At 30.6% G+C, this 14680-nt stretch carries 14 protein-coding genes, 1 pseudogene and 1 riboswitch; of the genes and pseudogenes, 5 read left to right on the top strand and 10 right to left on the bottom strand.

The genetic code is table 11. The annotated features are described in order from the left end of the window. The 3 genes from COE53_RS21260 to COE53_RS21250 all read right to left on the bottom strand — a co-directional run. Positions 1-1005: KamA family radical SAM protein (locus COE53_RS21260; RefSeq protein ID WP_098948685.1), on the bottom strand; the 1005-nt coding region annotated here is incomplete at its 3' end. Positions 1006-1210: 205 nt separating this feature from the next. Then, a complete protein-coding gene (locus COE53_RS21255; protein ID WP_069032026.1) occupies positions 1211-1336 on the bottom strand; it encodes a YjcZ family sporulation protein in 126 nt (41 codons plus the stop codon). 236 nt (positions 1337-1572) lie between these two features. Then, positions 1573-3144 (bottom strand): L-lactate permease, encoded by a 1572-nt coding sequence (locus COE53_RS21250; RefSeq protein ID WP_098948684.1) that lies wholly within the window; start codon positions 3142-3144, stop codon positions 1573-1575. Between the two features lie 406 nt (positions 3145-3550). Here COE53_RS21250 and COE53_RS21245 point away from each other — a divergent pair, with 406 nt between their 5' ends. Next, positions 3551-4504, top strand: a complete 954-nt coding sequence (locus tag COE53_RS21245; protein WP_069032024.1) for an LCP family protein — start codon at positions 3551-3553, stop codon at positions 4502-4504. 111 nt (positions 4505-4615) lie between these two features. Here the strand turns inward: COE53_RS21245 and COE53_RS21240 are convergent, their stop codons facing one another. The 3 genes from COE53_RS21240 to COE53_RS24525 form a co-directional block, all read right to left on the bottom strand. Beyond that, a complete protein-coding gene (locus COE53_RS21240) occupies positions 4616-5266 on the bottom strand; it encodes a histidine phosphatase family protein (protein WP_069032023.1) in 651 nt (216 codons plus the stop codon). 22 nt (positions 5267-5288) lie between these two features. Next, positions 5289-6638, bottom strand: a complete 1350-nt coding sequence (locus tag COE53_RS21235; RefSeq protein WP_098948683.1) for an NAD(P)/FAD-dependent oxidoreductase — start codon at positions 6636-6638, stop codon at positions 5289-5291. A 124-nt stretch (positions 6639-6762) separates the two neighbouring features. Continuing rightward, positions 6763-6915, bottom strand: coding sequence for a putative holin-like toxin (locus COE53_RS24525; RefSeq protein WP_353615535.1), 153 nt, complete (start codon positions 6913-6915; stop codon positions 6763-6765). Between the two features lie 159 nt (positions 6916-7074). Here COE53_RS24525 and COE53_RS21230 point away from each other — a divergent pair, with 159 nt between their 5' ends. Both COE53_RS21230 and COE53_RS21225 read left to right on the top strand, forming a co-directional pair. Next, positions 7075-7305, top strand: coding sequence for a hypothetical protein (locus COE53_RS21230; protein ID WP_069032021.1), 231 nt, complete (start codon positions 7075-7077; stop codon positions 7303-7305). Positions 7306-7510: 205 nt separating this feature from the next. Beyond that, entirely contained in the window at positions 7511-7735 is a 225-nt protein-coding gene (locus tag COE53_RS21225) for a hypothetical protein (RefSeq protein ID WP_069032020.1), read from the top strand. Positions 7736-7966: 231 nt separating this feature from the next. On the opposite strand, the gene COE53_RS21220 is transcribed toward COE53_RS21225, so the two are convergent. Further along, on the bottom strand, positions 7967-8188 hold the full coding sequence (locus COE53_RS21220) for a hypothetical protein (protein WP_069032019.1): 222 nt from the start codon (positions 8186-8188) through the stop codon (positions 7967-7969). Between the two features lie 373 nt (positions 8189-8561). Here COE53_RS21220 and ric point away from each other — a divergent pair. Then, positions 8562-9268: pseudogene (ric, locus tag COE53_RS21215) on the top strand (iron-sulfur cluster repair di-iron protein). A gap of 401 nt (positions 9269-9669) precedes the next feature. Here ric and COE53_RS21210 read toward each other — a convergent pair. Continuing rightward, positions 9670-10359 (bottom strand): Crp/Fnr family transcriptional regulator, encoded by a 690-nt coding sequence (locus tag COE53_RS21210; RefSeq protein ID WP_098948682.1) that lies wholly within the window; start codon positions 10357-10359, stop codon positions 9670-9672. 117 nt (positions 10360-10476) lie between these two features. Next, positions 10477-12198 carry an adenine deaminase gene (ade, locus tag COE53_RS21205; protein ID WP_098948681.1) on the bottom strand — a complete coding sequence of 574 codons (1722 nt, stop codon included), beginning with the start codon at positions 12196-12198 and terminating at the stop codon, positions 10477-10479. Between the two features lie 32 nt (positions 12199-12230). After that, a riboswitch (purine riboswitch) is annotated at positions 12231-12333 on the bottom strand. A gap of 265 nt (positions 12334-12598) precedes the next feature. Here ade and COE53_RS21200 point away from each other — a divergent pair. Further along, positions 12599-13348, top strand: a complete 750-nt coding sequence (locus COE53_RS21200) for a DUF4397 domain-containing protein (protein ID WP_286162613.1) — start codon at positions 12599-12601, stop codon at positions 13346-13348. Positions 13349-13405: 57 nt separating this feature from the next. Here COE53_RS21200 and COE53_RS21195 read toward each other — a convergent pair whose 3' ends face one another. After that, complete coding sequence (locus COE53_RS21195) at positions 13406-14509, bottom strand: sensor histidine kinase (RefSeq protein WP_098948679.1); 1104 nt, start codon at positions 14507-14509, stop codon at positions 13406-13408. Positions 14510-14680 lie beyond the last annotated feature (171 nt).

Here is a 14680-nt window from a genome sequence, read left to right as displayed (position 1 = left end):
AGTAGGTACTGCATAACCAGATGTATGCCCACGTAACCCCTCAATAATCTCCAACCCTTTAGCAACTGGTGCTCTAAAATGACCAATTCCTTCTGATAAATCACATTGATAAATATAATATGGTCGGACTCTTATTTTTACTAAGTCATGCATTAACTTTTTCATAATCGGTACGCTGTCATTAATCCCTGTTAAAATAACTGATTGGTTCCCAACTGGAACGCCAGCATTTGCAAGCATTTCACATGCTTTTTTTGCTTCTTCGGTTACTTCAATGCTCGTATTGAAATGAGTGTTTAACCAGACAGGATGGTATTTTTTTAATATTTCACATAGGTTTTCAGTAATTCTTTGTGGGAATACTACTGGTGCTCTAGTACCAATTCTAATAATTTCGACATGATCGATTGCTCTTAAATTTTTTAAAATATATTCCAAAATATTGTCATTAATTAATAATCCGTCTCCACCTGAAATAAGTACATCTCTTACTTCTTCATTTTCACGTATATAGGCGATTGCTTCATCTAATTGTTTTTTCGGTACTCCCATTCCAATTTGACCTGAAAATCGACGTCTTGTACAGTAGCGACAATACATTGAGCATTGATTTGTCACTAAAAAAAGCACTCGATCTGGATATCGATGAGTTAATCCAGGAACTGGACTATCATCATCCTCTCCTAGTGGATCTTCCGAATCATATTTTGTTTTATTTAATTCTTTACTAATTGGTACAGACTGCATTCTAATTGGACAACGTGGGTCAGTCGGATTCATTAAAGAAGCATAGTAAGGAGTAATATTTAATGGAATGGTTTTAGTTGATATTCTAACCCCTTCTTCTTCATCCGGCGTTAAATCGATTACTTGTTTCAAATCATCCAATGTTCTGACTGTATTCGTTAATTGCCATAGCCAATCGTTCCATTGTTCATCCGTAACATCTTTCCATAGAGGAATATCTTTCCAATGTCTTTGAGGTTTATAAAGCTGATTTTTCATTTATGGTCCTCCTTGTTTAATAGGACAATTTAAATTTACTAAATTAAGTAAAAATTTCTAGTTATATACCTACTTCTTTATATGCACTAAATAAAAAGTTGGTGAAAAAAGTAAAACTCAAAAAACAGTATGAATACAGTGTAAAAATGAAATAAACCGACTAACTGAATGTTAGTCGGTTTCTGTGGCTGACGCTCAATAGTTTTTAGCAAGTTACAAAAGACGCACCGATGATAATTAATAAAATAAATAACACAACGATTAACGCAAATCCTCCGCCGCATCCAAAGCCACCGCCGCAGCCGCCGTAGTAAGGTGAATATCCCTTCATAGTAGATTGCCTCCTTCACTTAACTTTTAGAAATCACAATAAAGTATATGTCAGGTTCACAATCCTTGTTACATAGGCATTTGACTATATTTCGTGCAAAATTAAATAGATTTTTGGATATAAACATGATCTTATAAATCTAAACTGATTGATATATGAATGAGTAATCAATTTGCGAAAAATCAACTTTAAGAAATAAAAAAGTCTTGAGAAAACTTCTCTCAAGACTCTAATACTTAATATATAAATGATAAGATATATGTCCAAATACAAACAAATGCTAGTAATCCAAAACTATATTTTAAAGTCATCTTTGTTAATGTTGATTCATTACCTGTTTCACCTACTGCAGCTGTTGCGATTGCGATCGACTGAGGTGAAACTAGTTTTGCTATTACCCCACCTGCAGTATTTGCAGATACTAATAACGAAGGATTTGTACCTAAAATATTACCTGCTGAAACTTGAATTGGAGCGAATAAAGTATTGTTGTTTACGACCGAACCAGTCATAAATACCCCAATCCATCCTAATATTGGAGATAAGAATGGAAATGCATCTCCAGTGTGTGCGACGGCTTGACTTAAAGCACTTGTTAAACCTCCATATGTCATCAATTTTGCGATACTAATAATGGCACAAATCATTATGATAGGTATCCAAAATTCTGAGATTGTTTTTTTAAGTAGTGCTAAACCCTTCCTTACATTTATTGATTTAGAAGAGAAAATTGTAACTAATCCTGCTAATAATATTGCAGTACCTGTTGCTCCTATTAAATCAATGCTGACATTTATCGTAGAACCTGGAACAACGAATTTTATTACGGTAGCAGCTAGTGCTCCTCCATCAGCGAATAAACCTTTAAATGATTTTAAGCTCCAAATTAATACAAAGATTGTTAGTAAATAAAATGGTGACCATGCTTTAATCACATCAGCCATTGAATAAGATTCAGTTTTAAACTCTTTTCCATTTAGTAAGAATATATTTTTAGGTTGCCATTTTTTAAGAAATAATGCTAAAACACCCATTGTTAATAATGAAGGAATGATATCTGCTAACTCTGGACCTAAAAAGATTGTCATAATTGCTTGAGAAACTGTATAAGTAATAGACGTTACTAAAATTGCAGGTAAAACTTCTTTAATTCCTTTAATTCCATCGATTAACCAAATTAACAGAAATGGAATCGTAAAATTAATAATCGGTAATGTTAGGGCAGTCATGATTGAAACTTTCATTGACGTTACACCATGTAATCCAAATGTATCAATAATTCCCACAGGTATTCCAATTGCCCCAAAAGCACCAGATGCACCATTTGCAATTAAACATAGCATAGCTGCTTGTAATGGTTTAAAACCGACTGAAACTAATAAAACCGCACAAATAGCAATCGGTACGCCAAAACCCGCTGCTCCTTCAAGAAATGCGTTAAAACAAAATCCAATCAATAAAAACTGGATCCGTTGATCACTCGAAATACCAACTATACTGCTACGTAAAATATCAAACTTCCCAGATTCTACTGTTATTTTGTATAACCACACAGCCATTACAATGATATAACCAATCGGCCATAATCCTTGAATGGTTCCTTGAGCAACACTTCCGATCGATTCCCCTAAAGGTAGTTTAAAGATAGTTAGTACGATTATAAACGTAATTCCAAGGTTTAATAATGCTGCATAAATACCTTTCATTTTTAACACTGTTAAGCATAAAAGAAATAAAAGAATCGGTACAGCCGCAACTAGTGCTGAAATTGCGAGATTATCAAATGGATTAAAACTATCTACTAACATTTGGTTTACTCCCTTGTTTTAGGCTTTTTAGATTTAACCTACAAAATCTATCATCCAACCTAATTATTTTGTTAAATTACTTCACAAACATTATTATTTTTAATATTGCCTTATAAAATAATTAATATTATTTCAAAATCGCCATACAAATTGTGCAACATTTCACAAGTTGTTATAAAAAAACAAATAATTTTTGCTAAATTACTCGGTTTTGTTTGTGAATTATTTAACAATCATAATTGTATACTATGAATTTTTTCATAACAATCAACTATTATTTCCATTTATGGAAAAATAGGGTAATTTTTGTTTTCTTTTTTGTTACGTATTTTCAAAATATTACAGGGGAAATATAAACTAAAATACATAAATAGATCAAATAACAAATAGAAGGAGTAATAGATTCATGTCAAAGTTCTTGCGAATATGCCTTCTTTCTTTTCTTGTTTTCTTACTGACCAGTTGTCAAATTAAACCATCAGATCGTGGCCAAAGCCAATCAACTCCACTAAGTGAGCAAAAAATGAGCTTTAAAAATAAACTTTTAAAAAACTCATTATTTTTCCTTGTTATAGGAGTTGATTCTCGGGGCGAAAAAAATTCACGTTCAGATAGTATTGCAGTAGTTCAATATAATGTTGATGACCGAACTTTAAAAGTTGCCTCAATTTTAAGGGATTCATATGTTAAAATTAAAGGATATAAGTATGGTTACGGAAAAATAAATCAGGCCTATTATTTAGGTGGAGAAAAATTACTAAAAGAAACAATTTATAATAATCTCGGTATTCCAATTGACCATACAGTTATAATCGACTTTAAAGGATTTGTTGGGATTGTAGATACACTTGTTCCAGAAGGTATAACAGTTAATGTAAGTCAATCAATCATTAATGATATGAACTTAAAAATGAAACCTGGAAATAATAGACTACACGGTGAACAACTCTTAAAATACGTACGTTTTAGACATGATCATGATAATGATTTTGGAAGAGTTCAACGCCAGCAAGAAGTGTTATTAAAAGTCGTAAGTGCAGTCAAAGAAAAGTTAAATACTTTTGGTGGGATCGCTAGAGTACCTCTTTTATTAGACGAAACAACAAAATATGTTTCAACTGACTTAAAACTAGATGAAATACTTTCGCTTGCTTCTATTGCATTTTCTCAACCTATTGAAAAAATTGATCGCTTAAGTATTCCTGTAAATGCTGGTTTTACAAACGAAACTGTTGAACATTCAGGAGCAGTACTAAAATTAGACTTTTCTAAGAACAGACAAACAATTAAACAATTTTTTAAAGCGCCTGCACCAGTAATAAATAGTAAAGATAGTAATAAAAAGTTAAAAAACAAATGATAAATTGAACTTCACAAAAAAGAGAAGGTTGTAATCCTTCTCTTTTTGTTATCTCGTTTATCTTTTGCTTTTATCTTTTTACAAGCTCTAAAATTGTTTTATTTCTTGATATTATTGATTAAAAGAAATCACTTTATAAGTATCAGATGAGTACTCCAAGATTGTGATACTAGCGTTTTTTATTTCTAATTCAATATTAAATTCCTCTGAAAACTTTTTTACTATATTACGAATCGTATTTCCATGAGTGACAATTAATACATTCTCATCGTTTTTATTATTTTCGATAATTAATTCATTTAGCCCCTTTTCAATTCGATCCCATAGTTCGGAGTAACTCTCGGCATGATGGTATGGATCAGATTCTTTTATAAAATTTGTAATATCTTCTAGGGACCGATTTCTTAATAATTCTCTAAAGGAAGTATAACCGTGATCATTTGCAACTTTACCTAGGGCAACTGCTGAAAATTCACCTTCAAAACTACCAAAAAAGGACTCTCGGAAGGCTTTTGTTTTTCTAATTACAGGAATTTCGTAACTGTTTTGCTGTAAAATTAGTTCAGCCGTTTCAACAGTTCTACCAGAATCGCTAGTAAATACACGGTCAAATTGGATATCTGACAATCTATTGCCACATTCAATCGCTACTAGTTTTCCTTCTTCTGTTAACGGACTGTCGGCCCATCCTTGCATTCTTTTATAACGATTTAAATAAGTTTCACCATGTCTAATTAAATATAAATGAATTCTATTCTTCATCTAATCACCCGCAATGTGAATTTTAAAATTCCTTATTTGCATTTGCCAAAACCTTACCTAAATAGATCCCACTAGCCGCTGCTTGGGATAATGAGTGGGTTACTCCAGAGCAATCTCCAATTACAAATAATCCTTCTAAACTCGTTTGAAAGTTTGAATTGGTTTCTATAATCGGTGAATAAAACTTCCCATCCATTCCGTAAAGTAGTGTATCCTCATCAATTGTCTCTCCAATAAATTCTTCCAATTGTTTCAAAAATCCTTGTAAAATTGTCAAATATAAATTAGGAACTTCATTTTTAAGGTCACCACAATCGGCATCTAATGTTGGCTTTATACTGTTTTTTTCCATTTTCACATTAGTTGTAGACTCACCTTTAAGTAAATCACCTAATCGTTGTACGACGATACGATCTATACCATTATTTATTTTACCTATAATTTTATTTGCGTAAAAATTTGCTTCTTTCAGTGTTGGAAAATATTTAGGTGTGAATAAAGTAAAATTTAAATTCGTTGTTCCTGATTCTTTTTCCTTAAAATTTTGTCCGTCAGGCATAACTAATCCTTCTTGAAACTTTCGGACGATTCTACCTTTTGGGTTCATACAATATGTAGTTGAAATCAATTCATCATATTCAAAAGCAAGTTTCGTTTCGAATGTGTCTTGTAAAATTGAGCGAAGCTGTTGTTCTTTCATTTCGACTCTAATTCCTAAATCTAAACGAGTTCTACCTTGTTTAACTCCTAGTGAAGCACACTGTTCATTTAACCATTCTGTTCCGGATCTGCCAGTTGCAAATACTACATTTTTAGATTCGAATTTTCCTAAGTTAGTATCTAAATAGAATAAATTATTCTCCTTTTTAATATCTAGAATATCAACTTCAAAGCAAATATCAATCCTACTAGATAATTCGTTATATAATCGTTCGAATATTTCTGTTGATAGACGCGAACCGAGATGTCTAACTTCAGTAGTTAACATATGTAACTTGCAATCCTCGGCTTTTTTAGCCAAATTTTCATTTACAGTCGAATATTTTTCTACAGAACTGCCCCCAAAAAGGCATATTAGATCGTCAACCTCTCTCATCAATTGTTCAAGATTTTCTCTGCCTACCTTTTGAGCTAATTCACCCCCAAAATCACATGAATAATTAAATTTCCCTTCAGATTTACCAAGCCCTGCAAAGCCATAAAATTTACCACAAACGTCGCAATCGCATATGCCACCTTTGTCTATAGCACAGTTCCTATCTTCTAAAGTCTTTCCTTTTTCAAGTATTAATACTTTTTGATTTGATTGTAATAATGTATATGCTAAAAAAATGCTACTTACACCTGAACCGATAATTGTAATATCATACATCTTTTTTCACCTTCTAGATTTTTTTCACTTATTCTAATTGTACAATAGTTATTATACTTAAGTGAAATCCCCAAATATTGTTGGACAGAATTTATCCCAAAAAAACACGCCTTATTTAGCGTGTTCAAGAATTTTTATTCTTATCCTTATCTTTAAACTCTAAAATGGCGATCACAAACATACCAAAGCTAATCATTAGTGATAAAACTTCGAAAGTAATAATATAAACCGCCTCCTTACTTTTAAGCCTTCCCGGAACCAAGTTTGTCCTATACATTCAATTATTGTTTATTTTTTAAATTTTGAAATCTCTATTAAAAAAAAGGAGCATCTTGCAAGATTACTCTTTGGGCTATTAATCCAATTTCTTCCACTATCCTTTTAAGGTCTATTTTTTGTAAAAAATTGGAACAATATCACTATAGGAGGAATGTAAATGGAGCATTTCGAAGCATTTTTGAATAGTAAGAATTGGATTGATAATGATTTAGATGCAAGGTATATAAATATAAACCATCCTTATGCGATTTTAATTTCTGGAGAAGAAGGACAAATTACTCTTAGGGGAAACACCGGTATAGATAATGGTCAAAACGGAGAAGAAATTTACTCCTTTACATCATTAAGAGAGCTTCAAGAGTGGTTTGAAGAAAATATTGGGGAATGAATTAGTGCAAAATGAGATAAGTTATCCTACTCATGCCATAATTTTAGATTATTGGCTGAGTTTTTTTATTGCATTGCAATAAGCTTAAAAAAATTCTATTAATCTAATAGATTGTAAAAATTAACTTTATTGGAATTAAAAATGCAATATACATAAAGGAAATTGAAGCATTTGCAACGAATAATTTTCTTTGGAGGTGTTTGATATGAGCAGTAAAAATAATGAATTGAATTGTAATAAGGAAGATTTGTATCTAGAGGTAATCAACGAAATGAAGGGAATACAAATTCATTTGTTAGAAGAAATCACTCGTTTAAGCAGCGAGGTTAATTTTCTTATTTCAGTTGTATTACCAAATATAGATCGAGATAATTTAAATAATCATCAATTGGCCATGTTCGGTGAAATCGTATTGAATAAAAGAAGTTAAAGACAATTTCGAAAAAATTTTATCAAATGTAAAATTGATAAGTCTCTGAAGCAATCAAACCAATTATGTTACGCAAATTACTTCTCTTTTACCTCTTATAACCACTTAAAATCGATTGTTGGATTGATGAACATGAATCCATGGAAGTAAAAACATTTAAAGTAAAAATAGAAAATATCTTTTTTCTGTATTTAATTCATCAAAAATCCAAATTATTTATCGTTTTACTCTTCAATCTTTTTTAGAGAAAACTTTACCATTATTTAATTGACACCAGTCCAATTCTGTTGTGTCACTATATTTTGCGTTAAATTCATCGATCGAAAGGAAAACTTCAATATTACCTTTTTCCAGCTCTAAAAGAAGCGTATATGGAGTTAATCCGTAAACATTCGAAACAGCAATTAATTCACCTATATGTATTTTTTCTGAAAAATCAATTTTATCTTCCATTTCACTCTCACCTTACCATTTAGAATTTAAAGTCTACTATATACTTTTATATACTGCCCTTAATTCAAGTATATCTTCAATAATTCTTCAATCTAAAATTTTGTAGATTTTGATTAATTAACTAAAAGTACGAGAACAATCTTCATTACAAATTGAAAAAAGGTAAAAATGACTCAAGTATTTTTCTTGAGTCATTTTATTGTCATTTACTTACCGAAACATTTGTTTAGAAGTATTTTTTTATGGTTAATTAATTATTAATCTGATTAATAAAAGATCTTAATTTGTGATTTACATCACAAATTGAGATCGATATTTTTGGTATTCTTTTTTTAGAAAAACAAAGTATCAAAAATATTATGGAGGTATTAAAATGAATCAACCATTTAATGAGTTCTCTAAAATTAGTGAGATTGTTACTGAATTCCCAAAGGCAAGTGACCTATTTAAAACATATCGAATTGACTTTTGCTGTGGTGGAAATAGACCTCTAATTGAAGCGATTGAAGAAAAAAACCTTTCAAAAGATGAAATACTATCAAAACTAAATAAACTGTATCAAGAAAAAAATTATCAAACGAAGTAGTAGTTGATTTTAAAGAAGCTTCTAGTAGTGATTTAATCGAACATATAGTGAACAATCATCATCGTTTTTTAAATGAGGAATTACCTCTATTAAGTCCATATGTAACTAAAGTAATGCGAGTTCACGGAGAAACTCAACCTCATTTAGTAAGATTACACAAGTTGTTCTTTGATTTAAAAACAGAATTAGAGGAACATACATGGAAGGAAGAAACAACAGATTTTAAATTGATTTTAGAATATGAACAAAACCCAACTAATGAAAATTACCTGAAATTAAAAAATATCGTTAGCGAACTAGAAAATGAGCACAGTTCTGCAGGGGATATTTTAAAAGAATTACGTGAAATTACAAATGACTATACCCCACCAAAAGAGGCTTGTGGTACTTATCGCCTTGTTTATCAAAGACTTGAAGCTCTAGAGGCTGATACATTCCAACATATCCATTTAGAAAATAATATATTGTTTAAACGAGCAATTATTAGGAATTAACTATTAGGCCTAGTATATATAAAATGGTCAATAAGGAAAACGGACATTAAATGAACATTTATTTAAAATGAAATTATCATTTTTTAGAAGATCTCTTAATGGTTTTAAATGCTAATCTGTTTGAGCAATGTTATGATTCCAATAACACTACTAATGATTTTTTTCAGAAGTTAAAAATATATGAGCTAATTTTTAGAAAAACAAAATCAATTGTTTAATGAAAGTTCGATATTAATTGACCTACAAGTAGGTTAATCTAAGTAAAGGCTATTTGATTAGGATTTATTGCAGACTTTTTTTGATGGATAAGTTGATTGGAATGGAGGGATGCTCGACTCCTATGNNTTGACAAGGTTGTTTTTCAACAGCGTGAAGGAGCATGACAATCTCATGCTCCTTCTTTAGTTAACTTCCGCTTGCAATTCTTCTATTTTTACGACTAAAAAGCCTTCTGAATCAATCGTAATTAATTCTTTTTTTCTTAATTGATTTATTGTACGATTTACTGTCTCTCTTGATGAACCAATCATATTAGCAAGTTCGCGATTTGTAAAATGTGTTGTTATTTTATATTGATTTTTATCTAAAGATACCCCATTTGTTTTACAAAGTCGTAATAATAACATGATTACTTGATCATATGTATTATGAAGTGTTTGTTCAACTAATCTAGCTTGTAGATCGATAATTTTTTCTCCAAGAAACTTTAATAACTTTATACATAGTTCAGGATATTTAATCAGAATTTGCTCAAAGTCAGCGACTGGTGTGATAATTAACTCTGCTGTTTTAAACACTTCAGCATGTGCTGGGAAGGTTCCTTTTCGAAATAAACCAACATGTGGAAACATTTCACCAGTTCGTGGTACCGAAACAATTTGTTCTCTACCCGATAGATCAGTTATATGTATTTTTATCTTTCCGGAGTGTATAAAAAACACGCGATCAAGTTTGTCACCTTGCAAAAAGACAAATGATTTTGCTTTATATAATCTCATATGTGAAATATCCACTATCGATTGAAGCTCTTCATCCGAGAGATCTTTAAAAAGTGGTACTCTTTTAAAATGATTAAAAATCACATCTGACATTCAAAATACTCCTCTATGAAAAATTCCTTCTACTCTTAAATACAAGTATTTACCTTTCTCCCTTATATCATTAAATAGAAAAAGACTCCTTAGCTAGGAGTCTTCATTTTCTGATATTTATTCTCCATGAAAAACTGGAATAAATTTAAATTCATTTACATTAAATAAACCTTTAGTCGTTAGTTTTATACTCGGAATAACTGGCAGTGCTAGAAATGATAATGTTAAAAAAGCGTTAAATGTATTGTTTGGTCTAATTTGAAGTAATGATTTTTCAATTTGATATAAACCTGCTTCGACTTCTTCGGCAGATTGATTACTCATTAAACCACCAATCGGTAATGATAATTTGGCAATAACTTTTCCAGATGCTACCACTACTATTCCACCGTTCATTTCTTCAATTGTTTTAATTGCAATATACATATCATTATCATTCATACCGGCAACGATTAATTGGTGTGAATCATGAGCAATGGTTGTAGCGATTGCTCCCTCAATTAAATTTAAACCTTTTACAATCCCAAGACCAATCTCTTTTTCAGAATGATAGCGATCTATTACTGCAACTTTACATAAGTTTTCGGCGACATTTGGAACAAAATGAGTATATTCATTTGATAATTTTTCTATTAAATGATTTGTTACGATACTATTCGGATTAATTTCAATTATATTAGCAAGCGTGCTAAAGTTTGTTTTTAATTCAAGATCTTCAATCTTAAAATCACCTATGCTTACTTTTGAATCAATCAAATTTGACTCTTCATTTTTTATTTGTTTACAATTTTGTTTGTTTTTAACGATAAACTCATTTTTACACCAAACGTCCGTCACTTCTACTAATTCTAAGTCGTTTAAAAATACAAAGCTTGCTTCATATCCAGGAGCAATTGCACCTTTTTGTTTTAAACCATAGCATGTTGCCGGATTTAATGTTGCCATTGAATAAGCAGTCACTGGGTCAATTCCATATTTGATTGCTGTTCGAATACAAAAATCAATCGAACCTTCTTTTATAATATCGTCTAAATGTTTATCATCTGTACAATACATAATTCGCTGTGCATTTCGATCATTTACTGCAGGTAATAAATCCTTTAGATTTCTTGCAGCCGAACCTTCTCTAAATGCTACAAATAACCCTGCTCGCAGTCTTTCCATTACTTCTTGAACATTTGTACATTCATGATCAGTTGAAATACCTGCATAAGAATAGGTGTTTATTTCATTTTTAGTTAGTCCAGCTAAATGACCATCGATCGGTTTTTGATAAGCATGTGCTAACTTTAATTTATCAATCATTTGTTTTTCCATCGACATTACCGCAGGATAATCCATTACTTCAGCTAATCCAAGTACTCTCGGATGTGTCATAAAGGGTTCTAAATGTTCTGCATAAAGTTCGGCTCCTCCACGCTCTAACGAGGTAGCAGGTACACAGGACGGTAACATAATTCTAACGTCTAACGGAATATTTTCTGATGCGTCTAACATCATTTTAATTCCATCTACCCCAGAAACATTTGCAATTTCATGTGGATCGCAAATAACAGTTGTTACTCCATGTGGTAGAACAGTTCTTGCATATTCACTTGGTAAAACCATTGATGATTCAATATGAACGTGGGAATCAATAAAGCCAGGTGATATATATTTCCCTTCAGCATCAATTACGACATTAGCTTTATAATCACCTATTCCAACTATTATTCCATTTGTAATTGCAATCGAATCTTCAATTATTTCTTTCGTAAAAACATTTACTATTTTCCCATTTATAATTAAAAAATCAGCCTTTTCAGCTTTTGTTGACGTTTTCATTTCATGTAAGTTCATGTTTGTTTCCTCCTAAATATTTAGGAGAGAATATGCTATGTCATATCTCTCGTAGTCAAACTATATCGGCAGCTTGGTAGATACTTTTGGACCGGTTATTTCCAAAATTATACGAGCGTATTAAGAATCTCTTCAATTTATAGTGACCCAGACTAAAAAAACAAGTTTTAGGACTTTGTCTTCTAACTGAATCTTTTAATTTAAAATGAATAAACTTAATTAGCTAATATTTAATTGTAAAAAACTATATTGATAGTATTCTATAAAATTTTCAGCCTAAAAAGCAATAACTATTTTAAGAGTTTTAAATATAAAATAATTCATAATTTTCTCGTTAATGAATACTATTTTAAATGGGATCGTAGGATGGTAATCATAGGAGGTATGTAGTTTGAAGAAAGTGGTAGAAAAAAAACGAATAAGCCCGAATATTTTTAATCATTTTTCATCCTATTCAAAAAAAGAGGACAATTTGTTCCCCGTTAATTATAATCGATTTGATTCGTTCCAAAAGCTAATAAAAAATAATTCACCAATAATTTATAAACAGGATAATATAGTAAAACAAAATTTAGCTTTTATAAGACTCGTTAATGTTTTGCCTAAAAAAATAAGCTTAGACATATATGTTAATCGTACGAAATTTATTTCGAATTTAACTTTTAAAGAATCAACTCACTATTTAACTTTACCTTCAGGGGTACACTTTGTTGAGATTTTTAAAACGAATGATCTATCAAAACCAATTCATTCTGAACAACTAACTTTACTTGCTGAGCAAAATTATACGATTGCTATTGGTCATAACTTTGACCAAATCTCGCTGTTTTCATATATGGATAATCATTTCTTGACTCAAGGAGAAGCTAAAATTCGCTTTATTAATTTATCCCCTAATTCACCTAATCTAGATTTTGCAGTAAAAGCTGGTGAAGGTGATGTTGTTTTCCCAAATGTCCCATACCGAAAAGCCTCAGAATATCTACCTATATCGCCTATGACAGTTAATTTGGAAATACGTTTAACAGGTACGAAAGTGATCATATTTCCACTCTATAAATCAAAGTTTAATGAAAATATAGTATATGATTTAATTTCAGTAGGGTGTGTTGAAGAGGAACCGAAGTTTGAAGTTATTATATTATTTTAGCCTGATCACTAAATTCCCAATACAAATAAAAAACTCGGACTGATTATCCGAGTTTTTTTATGCCCCTTTTGGCAATTTTATGTAAAATGCTGTCCATTCATCATCAGAAAAACATTCAATTTTGCCATCATGTTTTTCAATGATTTGTTTACATACAAATAAACCAATTCCAGTACCATGATTTTTTGTCGTAACAAATGGTTCAAAAATTGTCCGTATGCTTTCCTCACTGATTTTAGGGCCATTATTTCTTATTTGAATTTCAATCATATCCTCTAGATCTGAAACTTGGTAATGAATCGTTTTTTGACCATCGTTTTCCGCCAAGGCATCGATTGAATTCATTAATATGTTAAGTAAAACTTGACGAAGTTCATTTCTAAAACCCGGTATGTATATTTTTTGTGAAATTCCTTCTTGTAAAATGACATTCGAATTTACAATACTTGGATATAAGAATTCTGTGATTTCTTTAAATAAATCATTAATTAAAAAGGATTCCACCCTTTGGTCATGATCCTTTTTCGAAACATGAAGAAATTGATCAATTCTAAAATTTAATTGATGCAATTCATGATCTATGATATCTAAATACTTTAATTGAGGATGATCCCCTTTAAGTAATTTTACAAATCCAATAATTGAAGTTAGTGGATTTCTAAATTCATGAACGAAACTAGCTGACATTTGTCCTAGGATTGTTAGTCTCTCTTTATGAGTCTCGTCAATGAACTGCTTTTTTTCTTCTATATCTTGTGTAATGAGATAAGAATACTCTTTTACTGTAAAATAAATAAACTGGTCAAAAACGTAGTTAATTTTATTTATGAGCGGCTGAAGTAGACTAATACTTTCTTCAAATTCAGACAAATGTTTAAAAAGCTCACTTCTAGCTATATTTGAATTATACACAAAATCTCCGATGTTAGCACTTGCTTTAGCTCGTTCAAGGGCTATTTTATGTGCCAAATCTTTGACTTGATCCTCATTTATTTTGCCCTCAATAAATAATAATGTAAAGTCAATCAATTTAGTTCCATTAATGATAATCTCGGTTTTAAATGGATCATTATCGCTAATTACCGCTTGAGCGACCCAATTCTTTGTTAATGTAGGCATACTTTCCTTTATGAAAGTGCTATACCTAGTCTCTATTGACATATCAATAAGGAACACCTCCAATAAAAAATCTATTAATTAAATAGTAACAAATTTTTAAATATTCGTTAAGTAAAAAAATAAAAATTTGTCGAATTTATTACGACAAAGTAATATTTTTTACATTATTCTGTTAAATTGTAAATTAAATTCATGAATATTTCTTACATTTCA

The organism is Bacillus sp. AFS029533, assembly GCF_002585125.1.
GTDB classification, from domain to species: Bacteria; Bacillota; Bacilli; order Bacillales; family Bacillaceae_G; genus Gottfriedia; species Gottfriedia luciferensis_B.
This window is presented reverse-complemented; position numbering and strand designations above follow the sequence as displayed.